At 65.7% G+C, this 18,626-nt stretch carries 21 protein-coding genes; 9 read left to right on the top strand and 12 right to left on the bottom strand.

What is annotated here, in order from left to right:
• Positions 1-55: 55 nt before the first annotated feature.
• A complete protein-coding gene (locus ASD67_RS12295; protein WP_056347586.1) occupies positions 56-478 on the bottom strand; it encodes a nuclear transport factor 2 family protein in 423 nt (140 codons plus the stop codon).
• Complete coding sequence (locus tag ASD67_RS12290; protein ID WP_056347584.1) at positions 471-1,331, bottom strand: SMP-30/gluconolactonase/LRE family protein; 861 nt, start codon at positions 1,329-1,331, stop codon at positions 471-473. Before ASD67_RS12290 ends, ASD67_RS12295 begins: the two co-directional genes overlap by 8 nt.
• A gap of 81 nt (positions 1,332-1,412) precedes the next feature.
• Between ASD67_RS12290 and ASD67_RS12285 the strand changes: the two genes are divergently transcribed.
• The 5 genes from ASD67_RS12285 (at position 1,413) to ASD67_RS12265 (ending at position 6,050) form a co-directional block, all read left to right on the top strand.
• A complete protein-coding gene (locus ASD67_RS12285; protein WP_056347581.1) occupies positions 1,413-2,294 on the top strand; it encodes an SDR family oxidoreductase in 882 nt (293 codons plus the stop codon).
• Positions 2,291-2,809 (top strand): hypothetical protein, encoded by a 519-nt coding sequence (locus ASD67_RS12280; RefSeq protein WP_156377697.1) that lies wholly within the window; start codon positions 2,291-2,293, stop codon positions 2,807-2,809. Before ASD67_RS12285 ends, ASD67_RS12280 begins: the two co-directional genes overlap by 4 nt.
• Positions 2,802-3,662 carry an SDR family NAD(P)-dependent oxidoreductase gene (locus ASD67_RS12275; RefSeq protein ID WP_056347576.1) on the top strand — a complete coding sequence of 287 codons (861 nt, stop codon included), beginning with the start codon at positions 2,802-2,804 and terminating at the stop codon, positions 3,660-3,662. The genes ASD67_RS12280 and ASD67_RS12275 overlap by 8 nt, the downstream gene beginning before the upstream one ends.
• A 109-nt stretch (positions 3,663-3,771) precedes the next feature.
• Complete coding sequence (locus ASD67_RS12270) at positions 3,772-4,542, top strand: FadR/GntR family transcriptional regulator (RefSeq protein WP_056347574.1); 771 nt, start codon at positions 3,772-3,774, stop codon at positions 4,540-4,542.
• Positions 4,539-6,050, top strand: a complete 1,512-nt coding sequence (locus ASD67_RS12265; RefSeq protein ID WP_056347573.1) for an AMP-binding protein — start codon at positions 4,539-4,541, stop codon at positions 6,048-6,050. Before ASD67_RS12270 ends, ASD67_RS12265 begins: the two co-directional genes overlap by 4 nt.
• On the opposite strand, the gene ASD67_RS12260 is transcribed toward ASD67_RS12265, so the two are convergent.
• Entirely contained in the window at positions 6,047-6,847 is an 801-nt protein-coding gene (locus ASD67_RS12260) for a sterol desaturase family protein (protein WP_056347571.1), read from the bottom strand. The two genes, ASD67_RS12265 and ASD67_RS12260, sit on opposite strands and share 4 nt — an antisense overlap.
• Before the next feature lie 100 nt (positions 6,848-6,947).
• On the opposite strand from ASD67_RS12260, the gene ASD67_RS12255 reads away from it, so the two are divergent.
• Positions 6,948-7,871 carry a LysR family transcriptional regulator gene (locus tag ASD67_RS12255; RefSeq protein ID WP_082545038.1) on the top strand — a complete coding sequence of 308 codons (924 nt, stop codon included), beginning with the start codon at positions 6,948-6,950 and terminating at the stop codon, positions 7,869-7,871.
• Here the strand turns inward: ASD67_RS12255 and ASD67_RS12250 are convergent.
• The 4 genes from ASD67_RS12250 to ASD67_RS12235 are packed head-to-tail and all read right to left on the bottom strand — an operon-like array spanning position 7,858 to position 11,784.
• The gene (locus ASD67_RS12250) at positions 7,858-8,646 is read right to left on the bottom strand and encodes an SDR family oxidoreductase (protein ID WP_056347567.1); all 789 of its coding nucleotides are present in this window, start codon (positions 8,644-8,646) and stop codon (positions 7,858-7,860) included. The two genes, ASD67_RS12255 and ASD67_RS12250, sit on opposite strands and share 14 nt — an antisense overlap.
• Before the next feature lie 2 nt (positions 8,647-8,648).
• The gene (locus ASD67_RS12245; protein WP_056347565.1) at positions 8,649-10,133 is read right to left on the bottom strand and encodes an aldehyde dehydrogenase family protein; all 1,485 of its coding nucleotides are present in this window, start codon (positions 10,131-10,133) and stop codon (positions 8,649-8,651) included.
• A gap of 23 nt (positions 10,134-10,156) precedes the next feature.
• The gene (locus tag ASD67_RS12240; RefSeq protein WP_156377696.1) at positions 10,157-10,591 is read right to left on the bottom strand and encodes a VOC family protein; all 435 of its coding nucleotides are present in this window, start codon (positions 10,589-10,591) and stop codon (positions 10,157-10,159) included.
• 5 nt (positions 10,592-10,596) lie between these two features.
• Positions 10,597-11,784 carry a cytochrome P450 gene (locus tag ASD67_RS12235; protein WP_056347561.1) on the bottom strand — a complete coding sequence of 396 codons (1,188 nt, stop codon included), beginning with the start codon at positions 11,782-11,784 and terminating at the stop codon, positions 10,597-10,599.
• Positions 11,785-11,846: 62 nt separating this feature from the next.
• On the opposite strand from ASD67_RS12235, the gene ASD67_RS12230 reads away from it, so the two are divergent.
• The gene (locus ASD67_RS12230) at positions 11,847-12,407 is read left to right on the top strand and encodes a TetR/AcrR family transcriptional regulator (protein ID WP_056347559.1); all 561 of its coding nucleotides are present in this window, start codon (positions 11,847-11,849) and stop codon (positions 12,405-12,407) included.
• Between the two features lie 5 nt (positions 12,408-12,412).
• Here the strand turns inward: ASD67_RS12230 and ASD67_RS12225 are convergent, their stop codons facing one another.
• Genes ASD67_RS12225 through ASD67_RS12205 form a run of 5 tightly spaced genes read right to left on the bottom strand, consistent with a single transcriptional unit; the run spans position 12,413 to position 17,011 of the window.
• On the bottom strand, positions 12,413-13,357 hold the full coding sequence (locus ASD67_RS12225) for an acyl-CoA dehydrogenase family protein (protein ID WP_056347557.1): 945 nt from the start codon (positions 13,355-13,357) through the stop codon (positions 12,413-12,415).
• 58 nt (positions 13,358-13,415) lie between these two features.
• The gene (locus ASD67_RS12220) at positions 13,416-14,567 is read right to left on the bottom strand and encodes an acyl-CoA dehydrogenase family protein (protein WP_056347555.1); all 1,152 of its coding nucleotides are present in this window, start codon (positions 14,565-14,567) and stop codon (positions 13,416-13,418) included.
• Complete coding sequence (locus ASD67_RS12215; protein ID WP_056347553.1) at positions 14,567-15,322, bottom strand: enoyl-CoA hydratase/isomerase family protein; 756 nt, start codon at positions 15,320-15,322, stop codon at positions 14,567-14,569. Before ASD67_RS12215 ends, ASD67_RS12220 begins: the two co-directional genes overlap by 1 nt.
• The gene (locus ASD67_RS12210; RefSeq protein ID WP_056347551.1) at positions 15,319-16,230 is read right to left on the bottom strand and encodes an SDR family oxidoreductase; all 912 of its coding nucleotides are present in this window, start codon (positions 16,228-16,230) and stop codon (positions 15,319-15,321) included. Before ASD67_RS12210 ends, ASD67_RS12215 begins: the two co-directional genes overlap by 4 nt.
• A gap of 1 nt (position 16,231) precedes the next feature.
• Positions 16,232-17,011 carry an enoyl-CoA hydratase/isomerase family protein gene (locus tag ASD67_RS12205; RefSeq protein ID WP_056347549.1) on the bottom strand — a complete coding sequence of 260 codons (780 nt, stop codon included), beginning with the start codon at positions 17,009-17,011 and terminating at the stop codon, positions 16,232-16,234.
• Between the two features lie 84 nt (positions 17,012-17,095).
• Here ASD67_RS12205 and ASD67_RS12200 point away from each other — a divergent pair, with 84 nt between their 5' ends.
• Complete coding sequence (locus ASD67_RS12200) at positions 17,096-17,860, top strand: SDR family NAD(P)-dependent oxidoreductase (protein WP_056347547.1); 765 nt, start codon at positions 17,096-17,098, stop codon at positions 17,858-17,860.
• Positions 17,857-18,621, top strand: a complete 765-nt coding sequence (locus tag ASD67_RS12195; protein ID WP_056347545.1) for an SDR family NAD(P)-dependent oxidoreductase — start codon at positions 17,857-17,859, stop codon at positions 18,619-18,621. The genes ASD67_RS12200 and ASD67_RS12195 overlap by 4 nt, the downstream gene beginning before the upstream one ends.
• Positions 18,622-18,626: the final 5 nt, after the last annotated feature.

The following is an 18,626-nucleotide window of genomic DNA, read 5'->3' as shown; positions in this document are numbered from 1 at the left end:
AATGACACTAATGTGTCAATATGCCAAAGGCGGCTGTGTTGAATTCGATTGGGGTTCAGCGCGACGTCATCGGGTCGAACAGCGACCCTTCGGCCTGCCAGTCGATCCGCACCCGCCGATGCGCAAAGCGCCAGCCGTCGGCGGTCCGTGTCATCGTGTCGTCATAAGTGCCGCTATGATCGGGTCCGAAATTGCTGTGCACCGTGAAATAGCTGCGCGCGGTCGCGTGATCGCCGTCGACCGCGATCAGCGGGTTGGTGATATGGTGGCGGATGAAGGTCAGCCGCGCATCGCGCGTCCCCGATGCCAGCGCCGCCGCGATCGCCGCCGGCCCTTGGGGTGCCTTGCCGAGATATTCGAGCACGCCGTCGGCTGCGAAACACGCCGTCATCTCGTTCAGCCGCCCGCGGTCGCCATTGTAGGTGTAGCGCGCGAGCAGGTCGCGGATCGCGTCGCGATCACCGGCGAGATCAGCCATTATACTGCAACTCCAGTCCCGGCTCTTCCCAGCGCGTTCTCACCAACCGTCCGCTGGTCGACAGCGTGATATAGGCATCGCGCATATCGTCGCCGCCAAAGGCGATGTTGGTGACATAGGGTTCGCCCGCGATCGCGAACTTCGACACCATGCCGTCGGGGGTGATCGTCGAAATGCCGCCGTCATACAGCGTCGCGACGCAGATATTGCCCGCCGCCGTCACCGCGAGGCTGTCGAACCCGACCGGCCCGGGTGCGGTCGCGACCCACGTCGGGCGCTGCGCCTCGACCTTGCGGTCATAGCGCCACAGCCGCGCCTGGTGCGTGTCGGCGACATAGACGTGAAGACCATCGGGCGACAGGCCGACGCCGTTATACGACACCGCATGGCGATGGATCGCGGTGACCGCGGACCCGCCGGGCAGGGCGCTGAACAGCCCGCTCGCGGTGCGGATGCCGTCGTGGGTCTTGCCGAGGTCGGTGAACCACATCCGCCCCTCGGCATCGAAAACGATGTCGTTCGGCGCTTCGAGTGCGATCCCGTCGCAACTTTCATAGAGGCGTTCGACCTTGCCGGTGTCGAGGTCGACGCGCTCGAGCCGCCCCTCATGCCCCGGCCCGCGCGCATTCTGCAATTTCGCCAGATCGAGGCCGCCGCTGTTGCAGACATAGAGCGCTCCGTCGGGCCCGATCGCCGCGCCGTTCGGGCCGCCACCGATGTCGCAGACCGTCTCGGTCCGGCCGTTCCAGCAGCGCGTGATCCGCCCGCCTGCGAGTTCGACGACGATCACCGATCCGTCGGCCATCACCACGGGGCCTTCGGGAAAGGCGAGGCCTTCCGCGATTATCTCCATAATCCTCTCCTATATAACCTAGTTATGTATGTCTTGACACGCACGTGGCTGAGGCGCAACCCTACGCTAAGGGAGAGAAAATTGCCGGTTCCAGCACATCATATCGTGGCGGCCCCGCCGCCGTTCGACGAACCGCCCTATCCGGCGGATATCTTCGCGGGTCAGACGGTGCTCGTCACCGGCGGCGGATCGGGCATGGGGCTCGCGATGGCCAAGGCCTTTGCACAGGGCGGCGCCAATGTCGCGGTCATGGGCCGCAGCATCGAACGCGCGCGGGAAGGTGCGACGGAAATCGCGGCGCTCGGCGTGCGCACCCACGCGATGAGCTGCGACGTGCGGCTCCCTGAAGCCGTCGCCGCGGCATTCGATGAGGCCGAAGAGGCGCTCGGTCCGATCAGCCTGCTCGCCAACAACGCCGGCGCCAATTTCCCGGTGCTCGCCGAGGATATCTCGCCCAACGCATGGAATGCCGTCACCCGGATCGCGATCGACGGCACCTTCCTTTGTTCGACCGAATTTGCTCGCCGCCGCATCGCCGCGGGGCAGGGCGGGGCGATCGTCAACAACAGTGCCCAATATATCTGGACCGGCTTTCCCGGCGATGCGCACAGCGCTGCCGCCAAGACCGCGCAGGCGACAATGACCCGCAAACTCGCCGCCGACTGGGCGCCCTATGGCATCCGGGTCAACGCGATCGCCGCGGGGTTTTTCCCGCACGCGAACTCGACCGCCGGAAACCGCGAAGGCGGCATCGAGCCGCTTCAGAATATGATCCCCGCGGGGCGCACCGGCAGCATCTGGGAATTCGGCTGGCTTTCGGCGATGACCTGCACACCCCTGTTTGGCGACATGACCGGGCAGGTGATCGTGCAGGACGGCGGCGAAAGCTTGCGCCGGTCGCTGATGATGCCCGACTTCGTGCCGCCGCGCGAACGCGCCGACGGGCCTTGGGGGTGGAAATGACGCGGGTGGAAATGAGCGGTTGGCTGGCGGGCAAACGCGCACGGATCGAGGGCGATAGCCCGGCGATCATTGCGGCCTTCCAAGCGGCGGGCGCGACGCTGGTGAGCGACGGCGACCATGATATCTGGGTTCATATCGCGCCGCCGCCCGCGACAAAGCTGGCGCAGGACCTCACCCATGCCGAATGGCGCGCTAGCCTCGACGCCGGGCTCGACCGCCGCTTCCTCGGCGCTAAGGATTTTGCCGAGGCCTGCCGCGCTCGCGGGCAGGGCGGGGCGGTGCTGTTCATCGGCGCCCCCGAACAGGCGCTTGGCGCCGACCAAGCCGCCGCCGCAGGTGCGCTCGGCAACCTCACCAAGACGTTTGGCGTCGAATGGGCGCGCGACGGTATCCGCGTGAACAGCATCCTCACGCGCGAGACCGGCGACACGCTCGGAAAGCTCGCGGCCTATCTCGCCAGCGATTACGCCGCCTATGTCACCGGCGCGGTCATGGGCATCACCCTCGATGACTGACCGCATCCGCCTCGACGGGCAGGCGGCGTTCGTCACCGGCGGCGGCGGCGGCATCGGCCGTGCCATCGCAATCCGCCTCGCCGAAGCGGGCGCCGACATCGCGATCTTCGACATCTTTCCCGAACGCGCCGAAGAGGCGGCCGAGCGGGTCCGCGAAGCGGGGCGCAAGGCGCTGGCGATCCCCGGCGACGTCATGGACAGCGCCGCGCTCCGCGCCGCCGTCGACCGCGCCGCCGCCGAATATGGCCGGCTCGACATCCTCGCCAACAACGCCGGCGGCGTCTCGGCGCGTCCGTTCCTCGAACAGAGCGAGCGCAGCATGCGCAAACATGTCGACATCAACCTGATGTCGATGCTGATCGCCACCCAAGCCGCGGCGCAGCATATGGTCGCGGGCGGGCGCGGCGGATCGATCGTCAACGTCGCGAGCATCGAGGCGAGCCGCGCCGCGCCGAACTTCGCCGTCTATGCCGCGTGCAAGGCGGGCATGCTCAGCTTCACCAAATCGATGGCGGTCGAACTCTCGGGCCATGGCATCCGCGTCAACTGCATTGCCCCCGACCACACGATCACCCCGGGCAATCAGGGCAATCGCGCCGGCCCGGTCGATCCGGCGACATGGAAACAGCATAGCGACGAGGCCGTCGATGCGATGAACCGCCTCATCCCGCTCGGGCGCGAGGGTGTCGACATGGAGTGCGGTGATGCCGCGGTCTTCCTGTCGAGCGCGATGGCGAGCTATATCAGCGGTGTCCTGCTGCCCGTCGATGGCGGCACCTGGGCATCGTCGGGCTGGGTACGCGGGCAAAACGGCAAATGGACGCTCAACGAAGGATTGTCTTTCGGCGCCTAAATGGAGGAAATGGCAGCAACATTGCGGGCTGGCGCCAAAGCCACTAAAGACGCAGTTAGAGTAACGCATCCTTATAGAATGACCGGGTCAGGGGGCAGGAATTTTGCAGATGGATAGTGGCAATTCGCGCATCCGGGTTCCGAAGACGTCGGAACTGGTCGCCGACCAGATCAGGGCCCAGATCGTCCGCGGTGAGCTGAAAGAAGGCGACTCGCTGCCACCCGAAGGCACGTTGATGGCCACCCTCGGCATATCGCGCCCGACCCTGCGCGAAGCCTTCCGTATCCTCGAGGCCGAAAATCTGATCAGCGTCGTTCGCGGTTCGCGCAGCGGTGCGCGGGTGCACCAGCCGTCGGTCGAACTCGTGTCGCGTTACGCCGGCTACCTGCTTGAGGCCGAGGGGACGACGATCGCCGATCTCTATGCCGCGCGGCTCGCGATCGAGCCGACCGTCGTGCGCTGGCTCGCGACCTCGAAGGGCCAGACGCCCGGCTTCGCAAGGCTACGGCGAGCGCTTTCCGAGCTTGAGGACATGCTCAAGAATGAAGGCTATGCCGAATTTGTCGACAATGTGTCGATTTTCCACCAGACGCTGGTCGAGGCAACGGGAAACAAGACGTTGAGCTTGATGAACCGCATGCTGCTCAACCTGGGGCGCCATCATCAGAATGACTATCAGCGCCGCCACCCTCGCACGACCGAGGACAAGTACAAGAGCCTGCGCGCGGGGTTCAAATCTTTCGAGAAACTGGTCACGATGATCGAGGCCGGCGACGTTGAGGGTGCCGTCGCGCACTGGCGGCTCCACCTGCGCAACGCCAACGACACCTGGGCGGCGCGCGGCGAGGGCGAGCGGACCGTCGACTCCCTGCACGGATGAGTTCGAATTTCATCGAGGCGATGACCGCCGCCGCGGCGCGGGCGCCCGGCGCGGCGCTGGCCGTCGCGTCTGACAGGCTGCCCTGCACCACCACGCTGGGTGACGTCGTCGCGGCGGGACGCCGCATGGGAACACGAATGACAGCGGCGGGCGTCGGCCGCGGCGATATTGTCGCCTGCATGCTCGCCAACTGGCGCGAATGGCTCGTTGTCGCGGTCGCCTCCGCGCAGGCGGGCGGCGTGATGCTGCCGGTCGTCACCATCTATGGCGCGAAGGAACTCGGCTTCATCCTGCGCCAGTCGGGCGCGAAATGGCTGTTCACGCCCGACCGCTTCCGAAATGTCGATTATGCGCAGGTGGTAGCCGACTGCGGCGACCTCCCCGCGCTCGAACGTCATATCGCCATCGGCCCCGACTTCGCTGCGCTGGAAGCCCACGGCCCGATTGCCGATCCGGTGCCGGTCGATGCGAACGATCTCGCGCTGCTCGTCTATACCTCGGGCACCACCGCCGATCCCAAGGGCGTGATGCACAGCGCGCGCGGTTTCCTCGCTGAATTGGAAACGATGCGCGCGATGCGGGTCGGCGGCGACGATGATGCGGTGATCTCGCCCTGGCCGCCCGGCCATGTCGCGGGCGCGCTGTCGATGTACCGTTTCCTGTGTCAGGGCACGCCGCTGATCCTGATGGACCAGTGGGATGCGACCCTTGCGGCGCAACTGATCGACCGCCACAAGGTGACGTCCTCGTCGGGCACACCCTTCCATCTGTCGGGCATGCTCGCCGCCGCCGACACTCATGGCTATGACCTGACCTCGCTGCGCCAGTATCTCGTCGGTGCCGCACCCGTTCCGCCCTCGTTGATCAAGCGCTGTCAGGCGCAGCGCCTGGCCGTCTATCATTGCTACGGATCGAGCGAGCATCCGACCGTCACCTCGGGCGTCCTCGACGACCCGCTCGACAAGCAACTCCATACCGAGGGCCGGGCGATCGCAGGATCGGAAATGCGGTTCGTCGATGACGACGGTCACGACGTCGCGCCGGGCGAGGACGGTGAAATCTGCACACGCGGTCCAGAACTCTTCCTGGGTTATCTAGACCCCGTGCTCAACGAAGCGGCCTTCCTCCCCGGCGGCTGGTACCGCACCGGCGATATCGGCCGCCTCGACGAGGGCGGCTATCTCCTAATCACCGACCGCAAGAAGGACATCATCATCCGCGGCGGCGAGAATATCTCGTCGAAAGAGGTCGAGGCGGTGCTGTTGGCGCATCCGGCGGTGCTCGATGCCGCGGTCGTCGCGGCGAAGGACGAACGAATGGGCGAGGTTGTGCGCGCCTGCGTCGTGCTCGCGCCGGGTGGGTCGCTGACGCTCGATGAGGTGCGCGACCATTTCTTTTCGTCGGGCATCGCGAAACAGAAAACGCCTGAACGGCTGAGCATCTTTGACGAACTGCCGCGCAACGCCTCGGGTAAGGTGTTGAAGCACCAGTTGCGCGAAACCGGCTAGCGCTTCCTGGACTCGCCGAGCGGGACGAGCGGGAAGAGCAATTGCCGCCACCAGTCATGCTCGCCGCCGGGCAGGCCGTAACGCCACGGGCGCCCTTCGGGCACATGCAGCGTCCCGAACATCCGATCATAAAAGCTGAGCATCGTGCAGAAGTTGCGATAGGCCTTGCCGTCTTTGCCATAACCATGATGCGTGTGGTGGATGCGCGGGGTCACGAACACCCATTCGAAGGCACGGACGAAACGCGCGCCACCCGGCACCTTTCGCGCGATCACGTCGTCCCAGCGCCAGTCGCTGTGGGTGATCGCGTTCCAGGCCATGATGGTGATGTAGAATATCGTCGTCGCACCGGTCATGCCGAGGTAAAATCCCAGCGCCGCCACCCAAGTATAAGCGTGAACCAGCGGCCAGACCAGATTGGTACGCCACATCAAGGTGACATTGACATAGGGCGCGCTGTGATGGGTGCGGTGCATGCCGTGGAGCCACGGGTGGTTGATCGTATCATGCGCCGAACGGTGGATCCAATATTGGCCGAACTCGGCGACAAGCAGCAGGCCCACGAACCCCGACCAGATTGGCACGTCGGCAAGCGCGCCTTTGCCCGTCGGCAGCAACAGGCCGACGATCCATGCCGTCAGCCACGCCATTCCGATGCGCGTCACCTGCGAGCCGAGAATTACCGAGCCGATGATGAAGAAATCATGCTTGCGATGGACGCCCTTGTGACGGCCCGTGGCCAGTTCGATCGCCAATATCGCGGCGATCAATATGAAGATCCAATGTTGCGGCTGCATCGATATTCTCCCCTGTGATGCGGCAATCCATCCCATAACGCAGGTAATAAATCCAATGCATAGATATTGCATTTTTAATGCATAAACTGCATGATTGGCCATGAATTTGCGAAGACTTCGCCACGCCGTGTTTTTGGCCGACTGGGGCAATTTCACCGCCGCCGCCGCGCGGCTGCACTTGTCGCAACCCGCGCTCAGCCGCAGCATCCAGAGTCTCGAAGACGAATTGGGGCTAAAACTGTTCGAACGCATTGCAACGGGCGTCGTCACCACGGCGGCGGGTTCGGCGGTGGTCGAAGAAGCGCGCTCGCTGCTTGGGCAGGCGGAAGGGCTGAAGGCGCATGCGCAGCGGCTGTCGCGCGGCGAAACGGGGCGCGTGCGCATCGGCCTCGGCCCGATGTTCGCCGGCCTTCTCACCGATTATCTCCAGGCCGTGTGGCAACCGTCGCAGGCGGTCGAGGTTCAGGTGCATATCCTGCCGGTCGAACGGCTGGTCAGCCGCCTGCTGTCCGATGATCTCGACTTCTTCGTCGCCGACGGCCGCGCGGCGCGCGATCACCCGAGCATCGCGGTCGAACCGATTGGCACGACGCCGATCGGTTATCATGTACGCCCGGGGCATGAACTGCTCGACCGCAAGCGACTTTCGGTTGCCGACATCGCCGCATATCCGCGCGCGTCGCCCAATCTGCCGATGGTGCCGCTCGATGCGGGGCCGGCCGTGCGCCAGTCGAGCCGCCCAGAGGCTGGCAGCGTGTATTGCGAACAAGTATCGACGCTGGTCGAACTGACCGCGCGCAGCGACGCCGTATTGCTCGCGATTTCAGCGGCCATCGCCGAGCATATCGACGCCGGGCGGCTCCTCACGCTTGCCATCCCCGAAATCGCCGACTGGTCGGCGCAGATCGTCATCGCCCGCCGCGCCCGGCTTTACCCCACCCCGACCGCCGAACGTTATGCCGTCGCGATGGCCACTCATGTTCGCAATCGCTGGATCGAGGCGGCCCAGCCTAATTGCGCATGATGAACCCGCCATCGACGTTGAGCGCCTGACCGGTGATCCAGTCGCCCGCGGACGAGCACAGCAACAACAGCGCCCCAACCAGATCCTCCGGCAGCCCCCGCGGCTGCTTGACCACGCGCGCCATCGCCGCCTGAACGAACGGACTTTCCTCGGGGGTCAGTGCCTTGCCCGCGTCGGACATCGTCATCCCCGGCGCGATAGCGTTGACGTTGACGTTCATCCGCCCGAGTTCGGTCGCCAGTGTCGTCGTCAGTCCGAGCAACGCCACCTTGCTGATCCCGTAGGTGGTCTGCGCGGGGAAGCCGCCCGCCGACAGCTGGTTGACGATCTTGCCGCCGCCGCGCGCCTGGAACAACGGCACAGCGGCCTTCGAACAGATCAAGGCACCGGTCAGATTGACGCGCATCAATTTGTCGAAATCGGCGATGCTCGTCTGAATCGCCGGCGTACCGACCGCCTCGACCATCAGCGCCGCATTGTTGACGAGGATATCGAGCCCGCCGAACGCAGCGGCGGTCGCCTCCATCATTGCCGCGACCGACGCCTCGTCGGCGATATCGACTTCCACTGCCAGCGCCTTGCCGCCTGCCGCTTCGATCTCGCCCGCGACGCGCTCGGCGCCTCCCTTGTTGAGGTCGGCGACGACAACGCTAGCCCCCGCGTTGGCGAGGCCCACTGCATAAGCGCGCCCGATGCTGTTCCCGCGCCCGCCGGCGCCGGTGACGATCGCCACCTTGCCGTCGAGCCGGAACTGGTCGTTGGTGAAATCGGCCATGGTCACGCCTCCTGCTTCGGAAAGATCGGCGCGCCGACACCGATGGTGACGGTCTTGTAGTGGAGGAATTCGTCGATCCCCGCCTTGCCGCCTTCCTTGCCAAAGCCCGAAATGCCGACCCCGCCAAATGGCGTGTAGGGATTGATCTGGAACCCGCCGTTGACATAGACGCCGCCGGCATTGAGCCGCTCCGACAGGCGGTGGACGCGCTGCAGATCGTTCGACTGGATCATCGCGGCGAGGCCATATTCGCTGTTGTTGGCGATCGCGACGGCCTCATCCTCGGTGTGGAATTTCATCACCACCACCGCCGGACCGAAAATCTCGACCTGGCTGATCTCATGGTCTGGATCGGCATCGACGATCAGCGTCGGCTCGATGAAGTTCCCTTGGGCGAGGTCGCCGCCGCAGCGTCCGCCGCCAAGCAGGAAGGTCGCGGCGCCATCGGCCTTGGCGCGGTCGAACATGCCGGTGATGCGATCGACCGCGGCCTTGTTGATGACGGGTCCGACCATCACCGTCGGGTCCATCGGATCGCCGACCTTGAACTGGCCGATGATCGCCTTAACCCGCGCGACAAAATCGTCATAGATGTCGGCGTGGACGACCTGGCGCGTGGGGAGGGCGCAGCCCTGTCCCGACAGGCAGCCGACGGTCCAGAACACCGCGCGCTCGGCCGCCGCCTGCACATCGCAATCGGGGAAGACGAGGCTCGCCGACTTGCCGCCGAGTTCCATCACCGACGGCTTGATCTCCTCGGCGCAGGCGATGAGGATCTTGCGCGCGGTGATCGGCCCGCCGGTGAAGCTGATCTTGCGGATCTTCTTGTGCCGCACGATCGCATCGCCCGCCTCGGCGGTGCCGGGAAAGATCGACAGCACGCCGTCGGGAACCCCCGCTTCAGCACAGAGCCGTGCAAACAACTCAGGGGCGAAGGGGGTGATTTCGGCGGGCTTGCAGATCACGCAATTGCCCGCCGCCAGCGCCGCCACGACCTTCATGCCGAGCGAGATCAGCGGGCCGTTCCAGGTGATGATGATCCCGACGATGCCGATCGGTTCGGGCACCGTATAGCTCAGTTCGCCGCGCGTATCGAAGGTGCTGATCAGTTCGCCCGACATCTTGTCGCACCAGCCGGCGTAATAGCGCGTCCAGCCGACCGCGGTATCGACTCCGCGCTCGCCGACCATCAGCGTCGTGCCGCCGTCGAGCGCCGCCATGCGCGCCAGCTCGGCCTTGTTCGCCTCGAGCAGGTCGGCCAACCGGTTCAAGATGTCGCGCCGCGTCTCGGGCGCCGTGCGGCGCCAGGACTCGCGCACCGCCTCTGCCTTGGCGACCGCTTCCTCGACCTCCTTCGCACCGGCGAGCGGGATATCGGCTTGCGTCACTTGTGTAACGGGATGCAGATGCGGGTGCGTCCCGCCGCTGCCGCTGCTGCGTTGTTCGTGCCCCAGATGCAGGTGAACTGCGGGTGCTGCGCTGGCCATGATGATATCCTCTTCTCGGTTGTTCAGTGGGTTTCGGGCGTGGCGAGGACGAGTCCGCCATCGGCGCCCGGACGCATCACCGGGCTCCAGACGATTTCCCAGCCATTGCCCTCGGGGTCGGCGAAATAGCCCGAATAGAGGCCGCCATCGCGGTCGCGGATCGGACTGGTAACGGTGGCGCCGGCGGCGATTGCTCTGGCGAACTGCGTGTCGACGTCGGCCTTGGTCTCGACGAAGGTCGCGTTGACCGCGCGCGGCGCTGCGGCGAGATCGATGCCGCTTTCGGCCGCCAGATAGTCGCGCGGAACGAAGACGATCACCGCCGTCCCGGCACGCAGCATCAGCGAACCAGGACTGTCGGGACCCCATGGCTGCCAGCCGAGGCCGTCCAGATAGAAGGTACGCAGCGTCGCCATGTCGCCCGCGGGCACCATCAGCATGTGCAGGGCCTGATCCATCTTGCTCACCCCCACGCCAGATGCAGATGTTCGAGCGCCATCACGCTACCGCCACGGCACGTCTCGTCGCCTTTTGCGACCTGCCGGAAATGGCCGACGCGCGCGAACCAGGCGCGGTAGAAGACGATCAGTTCCATCCGCGCGAGGTGCAGCCCGAGGCAGGTGTGGATTCCCGACCCGAACGCCGCGTGCCGATAGAATTGGCGCTCGACCGACACCGTCTTCGGGTCCTCGGTCAGCCCTTCGTCCCAGCCGACGAGCGGCAGCGGCGCGAGGATGCAGTCGCCGGCACGCAGCTGCGCGCCCTCCAGCATCGTGTCCTCGACGATATAACGCGGCGTCGCGACGAAGGCGTAGCGGCGCAGCAATTCCTCGACCATGTCGGGGATCACCGCCGGGTCGTCGATCGCGCGCTGGCGCAGCTTCTCGTCATGCGCGAGGTGGCGCATGCCGAAGCTCATCGCATTGGTGACGGTGTCGAGTCCGGCGAGGAACATCAGGAACCCGATCGACATCAGCTCCTCGAAATTCACCTTGCGCCCGTCGACCTCGCTCGCGACGATCTTGGAGATCATGTCGTCGCGCGGCTCGGCCATGCGCTGCTGGATCAGTTCGGCGAGATGACCGACAATCGCCTGCGCGAGGTTGTTGCGTACTTCGTTGCTGGCCTGCGAGTGGAAAAAACCGGTGACGAGTCCGCGAAATTCCTCGAACTTCTCCATCGGAAATCCGAACAATTCCATGAACACCGCGACGGGCAGCCGCGACCCGATCGCTTCGACGAAGTCGCATTCGCCCTTGCTGACCACTTCGTCGAGAAGCTGGTCGGTCCACGCCGACACGCGCGGCTCGAGCGGTTCGATCGCCTTGGATTCGAAAAAGGGCCGCAGCATCTGGCGATACGGCCGGTGCTCGGGCGGATCGAGCATTTCGGGGATCATCTTCGGCTGGTTCGGATTGGGCGGGATCGACAGATAGCGGCTCGAGAAAATCTCGGGATGCCGCACCACATGCTGCACCGACGCGCCGGTGTTGCACACCCAATGGCCGCCATGCGCGCTCGTCCAGAAAACCGGCGGTGCGGTCTCCTTCAGATCCCAGTAGCGCGCGTGACAATCGGCCAGAACGCCGGGGTCCGCGATATAATCGAATTCATGGACCGGCGAACGCGCCGGAGCCTGCGACTCGGTCATTTTCTCTCTCCCATTGACGTAAGTAAACGATGGTTTACATAACGAGTCAACGGGGAGATGTCATGACGACGACGATGGAAGCACCGACGCGCGATGCCGATCGCACAAAAGCGGCGATTCTTTTTGCTGCGCAGCAAATTTTCGCCGAAAAAGGATTTTCCGAAGCGGGCGTGCGCGACATCACCGCGCGCGCCGGGGTCAACCCGTCGCTCGTCAGCCGCTATTTCGGCGGCAAGCTCAAATTGTTCGAAGCGGCCCTCGACGCCGCGCTCAATACGCGGCTGATGACCGACCTGCCCAAGGACAATTTCGGCAAGATGATCGTCGCGCGCTTCGCTGACGACGACGACCGCGTCAGCCCGCTGCCGATGATGTTCAGCGCCGCCTCCGACCGCGAGGCGCGCGCGGTCGCGCAGCGCCTGCTCCGCGACCGCGTGTTCGAGCCGCTCAAAGACTGGTTCGGCGGCGGCGATGCCGATGTGAAGGCGGCGCGCTTCATGATGGTTTCGCTCGGCTTCTTCGCCTATCGCGACCAGCTCCCGCTCGCCGAATTCGCCGGCCGCGTGGAGCCGCGCCTGCGTCAATGGCTGGAGCGCGAGTTCCAGGCCATTGTCGACGACTGACATCGTCAGCCGAGCAAGAGCGCCGCATCGGCGGGCGCGATGAACTGCAGCAGATGCGCGCGCTTGAGGCAGAGGTGCGGGGACGCCTCGTCGGTCATGCCGATGCCACCATGGACCTGGATATTCGCTCGGCCGTTGTCGAGCGCCGCCTGATCGGCAAGCCGCTTTGCTGCAGCCACATGAAAGACCGCATCCGCAGCATTTTCGTCGAGCGCGCACGCCGCATAGTATAGCTGCGACCGCGCCACCGCGGCGCGTACCGCCATGTCGGCGCACATATGCTTGATCGCCTGGAACGACCCGATCGGGCGCTCGAACTGTTCGCGCACCTTGGCATAATCGACGGCCATGTCGCGCGCGGCATCGGCGCAGCCGACCGCGAAGGCGACGGCGAGCAATTGCAGGTGAAGGGGCGGACGGACATCGTCCTCGGTCCACACCGCGGTCGTCGTCCACTCCTGCCAGCTCTGCATCGTCGAGGGGTCGAGTGAAGACCGGTGTTCGGTGACGTGCCGCTGTCCGCTATTCAGGTCGGTAAAGCTGTCGGGGATGTCGAACACGCGCACCGATCCGGGTTGCAGCATCAGCACCGCCGCCGAATCCACCGGGTCGAGCACCCGGATCGGCCCGGGTTCCTCGACGGTCAGCGCGAGCGCGACCTTGCCGTCGAACGGCTCGGCGAACCAGCGGTTCGCGACCGCCGAGGACAGGAGGCCTACTGGTGCCAGAAAGCGGCCGAGTTCGGCAAAGACCAGCGCCTCGGTCGCGTGATCGAGCGCCAGCCCGCCATTGGCCTCCGGCGCCGTGATGCGCGGCAGTCCCATCGCCTCAAGCTGCGCCCAAATATCGGCGGGCCGGCTGCGTGCCTGCTCCAGCGGCATCGCGTCGCGGCACCAGTCGGTGGTTGCCGCCACAAAGGCGGCCTGATCGTCGTTCGGGGTCAGGTCCATGCGGAGTCCTTCGTTCCTGGGCCCCGGCCTGCGCCGGGGCGCGATGCCCGCTGCGCGCTCATCGCGATTTGGGCAGGCCGAGCAAGCGCTCGCCGATGATGTCGCGCTGGATCTGGGCGCTGCCGCCCGCGATCGTGCCGGCAAAGCCGCGCAGATAGTCGCCGACCGCATTGTCGTCGCCATATTGGAAATCGAGCATTTCGGGTCCCATCAACGCCACCGCCATGCGGTCGAGCCGCTGGCCCAGTTCGGCGGTGAACAGGCGGATCAGCGACGCCTCTGGACCGGGCTGTCCGGTGCGGACCACTTCAGAAATATTACGATAGGTCATCGCGCGCAGCGCCGCGACCTCGGCGCGCATCTGCGCCAGCTCGTGGGCGATACGGTCGTCCTTGATCATCCCGTTGGCGCGCGCCGCCTCGATCAGGTCGGCGATTTCCTGGCTCTGCTTGACCTGGTCGGCGATGAAGCCGGTGCCGCGTTCGAAGCTCAGCGTCGACATCGCCACTTTCCACCCGTTGCCGAGTCCGCCGACGACATTCGCCAGCGGAATACGAACATCGTCGTAGAAGACCTGCGCGAACTCGACCTGCCCCGACATCTTGCGGATCGGGCGGACGTCGATCCCGGGCGCGTGCATGTCGCAGATCGCCCAGCTGAGGCCGGCGTGCCGCCGCGACCCGTCCTCGGTACGCAGCACCAATTCCTGCCAGTCGGCGACATGCGCGAAGCTCGTCCAGATCTTCGATCCGTTGATGACCAGTTCGTCGCCCTCGATCCGCCCGCGCGTCTTGATCCCGGCAAGGTCCGATCCCGCGCCCGGCTCGGAGAAGCCCTGACACCAGATCGCCTCGCCCGACAGGATGCGCGGCAGGTGCCAGGCTTTCTGGTCTTCGCTTGCGTTGATGATCAGCGTCGGCCCGCCATGGTTGATGCCGACGAAATTGGCGCCGATCCACGGCGCATGGGCCTTCGCATATTCCTCGAGCCAGATGACCTGCTGGACGATCGACAGGCCGCGCCCGCCATATTCGGTCGGCCAGTTGATCCCCGCCCAGCCGGCATCGAACAATTGCCGCTGCCACGCCTTGTCGAAATCGATCGCGTCGGCGGCGTGCAGCGGACGCTGTTCGGCGGGCACATTGGCGTGCAGCCAGTCGCGACATTCTTCGCGGAAACGCGTTTCGTCGGGGGAGAAGCCGATATCCATCAGACCGCCTTCTTCGCGGCGGCGATCGGCTCGCCCTTCTTGCGCATCGCCGGGTCGAACCCCGCGTTGCGCATCAGTTCGTGATTGAGGCCCGCCCCGATCGCCAGGCCGTCGGTGTCGTAGATCAGCCTTTTGTTCTCGGCATTGCTGTGTCGGCTATTGCCGAGGATCAGCGCGGCCAGTTCGGCCACCTTCGCGTCAAGCGCGTCATCGGCGACGCAAGTATTGGCGAGCCCTATCGCGGCGGCATCCTCACCCGAATAGGGCTGGCACGTCAGCATCATCTCGAGTGCCTTTGCCTGTCCGACGCGGCGCGGCAGCCGCTGCGACAGCCCCCAGCCGGGGACGAGGCCCCATTTGCCATGCGTGTCGGCAAAGCGCGCGCTCGTCCCGCAGACGATGAAATCGGCGGCAAGCGCGAGTTCCAGCCCGCCGGTGTAGCAGGTGCCGCGGATCTTCGCGATCACCGGCTGGCGCAATTGGGTCAGCCGCTCGACGATCAGCATCTCCTGCCGCAGCCAGCCAAGCGCATCGGCATGTGGCGGCGATTTCAAATCGTGCCCGGCGCAGAAATGCTCACCCGCACCGGTGATCACCACCAGCCCGGCATCGCCGACACCCGCCTCGATATCGCGGATATGCGCGCGGAACTCGCGAAACAGCTCACGGTTGATCGCATTGCGCTTGTCGGGCCGGTTGAGCGTCAGCGTGCAGACGCCGTCGGCATCCTCGCGCAGGACCAGTGCCGCGCTCATGCCTTGTCTCCGCGCGTTTTCGCGATCGCCGCCGCAGCCGTCCCGCTCGCGCGCGCGCGCTGGCCGAACTGCTCGCGGATCGGCACGAACTCGGGCATCACCAGCGACCGGCGCAGCCAGTTGGCGGCATCGACGACCAAAGTATGTCCGCTGATGTAAGTTGCGTAGGGCGAGCAGAGGAAAGTCGCCGCCCAGCCCAGTTCGCGGACTTCGCCGACGCGCATCCCCGGAATCGTATTGTCGCCGCGCTCGCCGACGCGGTGGCGCGTCATATGGTCGGGCAGATCGTCGTGCGGGAAGCGCCCCGGCGCGATGCAGTTGACGCGAATGCCGTCGGGCGCCCATTCGACCGCCAGGCTCTGCGTCAGGTTGGTGACCCCGGCCTTCGCCGCCGCCGAATGCGACGTTCCCGGACCGCCGGTCCAGCTGTATGTCGCCCCGATGTTGAGGATCGCCCCCGGCAGTCCAGCCGCCAGCCGCCGTATCGCGAATTCGCGGCTGCAATTATAGGTCCCGTTGAGCACGATATCGACGACGGTGCGAAACCCGTTCGGGGTCATTTCCTCGGCCGGCGCGGGGAAATTGCCTGCCGCATTGTTGATCAGCACATCGACCGGCCCCAGCTTCGCCTCGATCTCGTCGAACGCCGCCGCGATCGCCTCGGGATCGCGCACGTCGCAGGCCACCGCGATCACGTCGCCACCGACGTCGCGGATCGCGGCGAGTCCGGCCTCCAGATGCTCGGGTTTGCGGCTCAGCACCGCGATCTTCGCGCCCAGTCGCGCGAATTCGACCGCCATGCCCTTGCCGAGCCCGGTGCCGCCGCCGGTGACCGCGACCACCTGTCCGTCGTAAGTGCCGTCGGGCAGCGCCTTGGCGCCGAGCGGAGGAGGGGAAGGGAGGGCCATCTTATTTCCCCTTGTAGCTCGGCGCGCGCTTCTCGCGGATCGCGGCGCGGGCTTCCTGATAATCCTCGGTCTTGAACAAATAGCTTTGCGCGTAGAGTTCGGCGCGGGTGCCGGTGCGGATCGTCGATCCGTGCGTCAGATTGATCATCTCCTTCGCCAGCGCGAGGTTGATCGGCGGCTTGGCGGCGATATCGCGTGCCATCTCCAGCGCTTTCGCGTCGAGGTCCTCAGGCGCGACGACAAAATCGACCGCGCCCCATTCGAGCGCGGTCGCGGCGTCGATCTTCTGTCCGGTCATCACCATATATTTGGTTCGCGACGGCCCGATCAGCGCGGTCATCATCTGCGTCCCCCCGGTATCGGGCAAAACGCCGTACAGGATTTCGGGCAGTGCCATTTTCAGTGTAGTGTCGCTGATCCGGATATCGGCCGCGAGCGCCAGTTCGCACCCGCCGCCGATCGCACCACCCTTGACCGCGGCGATGATCGGCTTGGTCGATTCCTGCATCCGCAGCCGCCCCTCCTGATGCCGCCGCACGAAGTGGAAATCGCTCTCGTCGCGCGCGCGGTGGCCCAGCACATTGGTGTCGCGCCCCGAACAAAAGCTCTTGCCATTGGCGCGGATCAGGATCGCGCTCGACTCGGTTTCATCGAGCGCTTCGCCGAGCAGCTTCTGGAACAGCGACGACATGTCGTCGTCCATCGCATTGTGCCGGTCGGGCCGGTTCAGCGTCAGGATACGCAGCGCACCTTCGCGCTCGCTCAGGATCAATTCGGACATGCCCGCTCCCATTTTCTTTGTGACAGGGCTTGCACGACATATATAACTAAGTCAATTACGTCGAACGGCATGGGGAGAGACGAAATGGCGGAACTGAGCGGAAAGACCGCGCTCGTCACCGGCGCATCGCGCGGCATCGGCGCCGCGATCGCGCGCCGACTCGGCATGGCCGGCGCGCATGTCGCGGTGAACTATGCCGGCAGCAAGGACGCCGCCGAAACGCTCGTCGCCGAAATCGTCGCGGCGGGAGGCCAAGCCTTCGCCGTCCAGGCCGACGTCGGGACGATGGCGGGCATTACATCGATGCTCACCGCGTGCGACGCCGCGTTCGGCGGGGCGCCCAATCTCGACATCCTCGTCAACAACGCCGGCGTCGGCGGCGAGGGCGACGCGGGAAGCCTGAAAAAATGCAGCGAGGAGTTGTTCGACCGCATGATCGCGGTGAACCAGAAGGCGCCGCACTTCATCACCCAGCTCTGCCTCGATCGCCTGCGCGACGGCGGGCGCATCATCAACATCGGCTCGCTCGGCGGGCGTTCGGCGCTGCCGCCTTTCGCCGCCTATGCCGCGACCAAGCGCGCGTTGCAGAGCCTGACCATGTCGACCGCGGTCGTCGTCGGTCCGCGCGGCATCACGTGCAACCTCGTCGCCCCCGGCGCGGTCGATACCGAATTCAACAAGACACTGTCCGAAAAGCCAGGCTGGGCCGAGGCGACGTCGAAGCTCACCCCGATGAAGCGTCTCGGTGTTCCGGAAGACATCGCCGGCGCGGTGATGATGCTGTGCCGCGACGAAGCGCATTGGGTCACCGGCCAGATCGTCGAAGCCAGCGGAGGATTGTTCCTATGAGCGACTTTACCGGAAAGACCGCGCTCGTCACCGGCGGTTCGCGCGGAATCGGCGCGGCGATCGTGCGGCGGCTCGGCGCGGCGGGCGCGCATGTCGCGATCAACTATGCGGGCAGCAAGGACGCCGCCGAAACCCTCGCCGCCGAGATCGTCGCGGCGGGCGGTCAGGCGTTTGCGGTGCAGGCCGACGTCTCGACCCTCTCGGGCATCGAGGCGCTGTTCACCGCCTGCGACGCCCAGTTCTGCGGCGCGCCCAATCTCGATTTCCTGATCAACAACGCCGGGGTCGGGCGCGGCGGCCGCGACGGGACGCTCAAGGGCGCCGGCGAAGACCTGTTCGACGAATTGTTCGCGGTCAACGTCAAGGGTCCGCATTTCGTCACGCAAGCCGCGCTGCCTCGCCTCCGCGACGGCGGTCGCATCGTCAACATCGGGTCGATGTCGGGCAAGGTCGGCCAGCCATTCGCCGCCAGTTATGCGATGACCAAGCGCGCGGTGCAAAGCCTGACCTTCTCGACCGCGCTCGCGGTGGCGAAACGCCAGATCACCTGCAACTGCATCGCCCCCGGCGCGGTCGCCACCGACTTCATCACCGCGCTGCGCGACCAGCCCGGCTGGGACGAGGCGACCGCCAAGCACACCCCGATGGGCCGCCTCGGCGAGCCCGAGGACATCGCCGGCGCGGTGATGATGCTGCTCGGCGACGATGCGCGCTGGGTCACCGGCCAGATCATCGAAGCGAGCGGGGGGCTCGCGCTGTAATGGCC

Origin of the sequence: Sphingopyxis sp. Root1497 (genome assembly GCF_001427085.1) — a bacterium.
Lineage (GTDB): Bacteria > Pseudomonadota > Alphaproteobacteria > Sphingomonadales > Sphingomonadaceae > Sphingopyxis.
The sequence above is the reverse complement of the archived record's forward strand: the minus strand, read 5'-3'. Positions and strand labels throughout refer to the sequence as shown.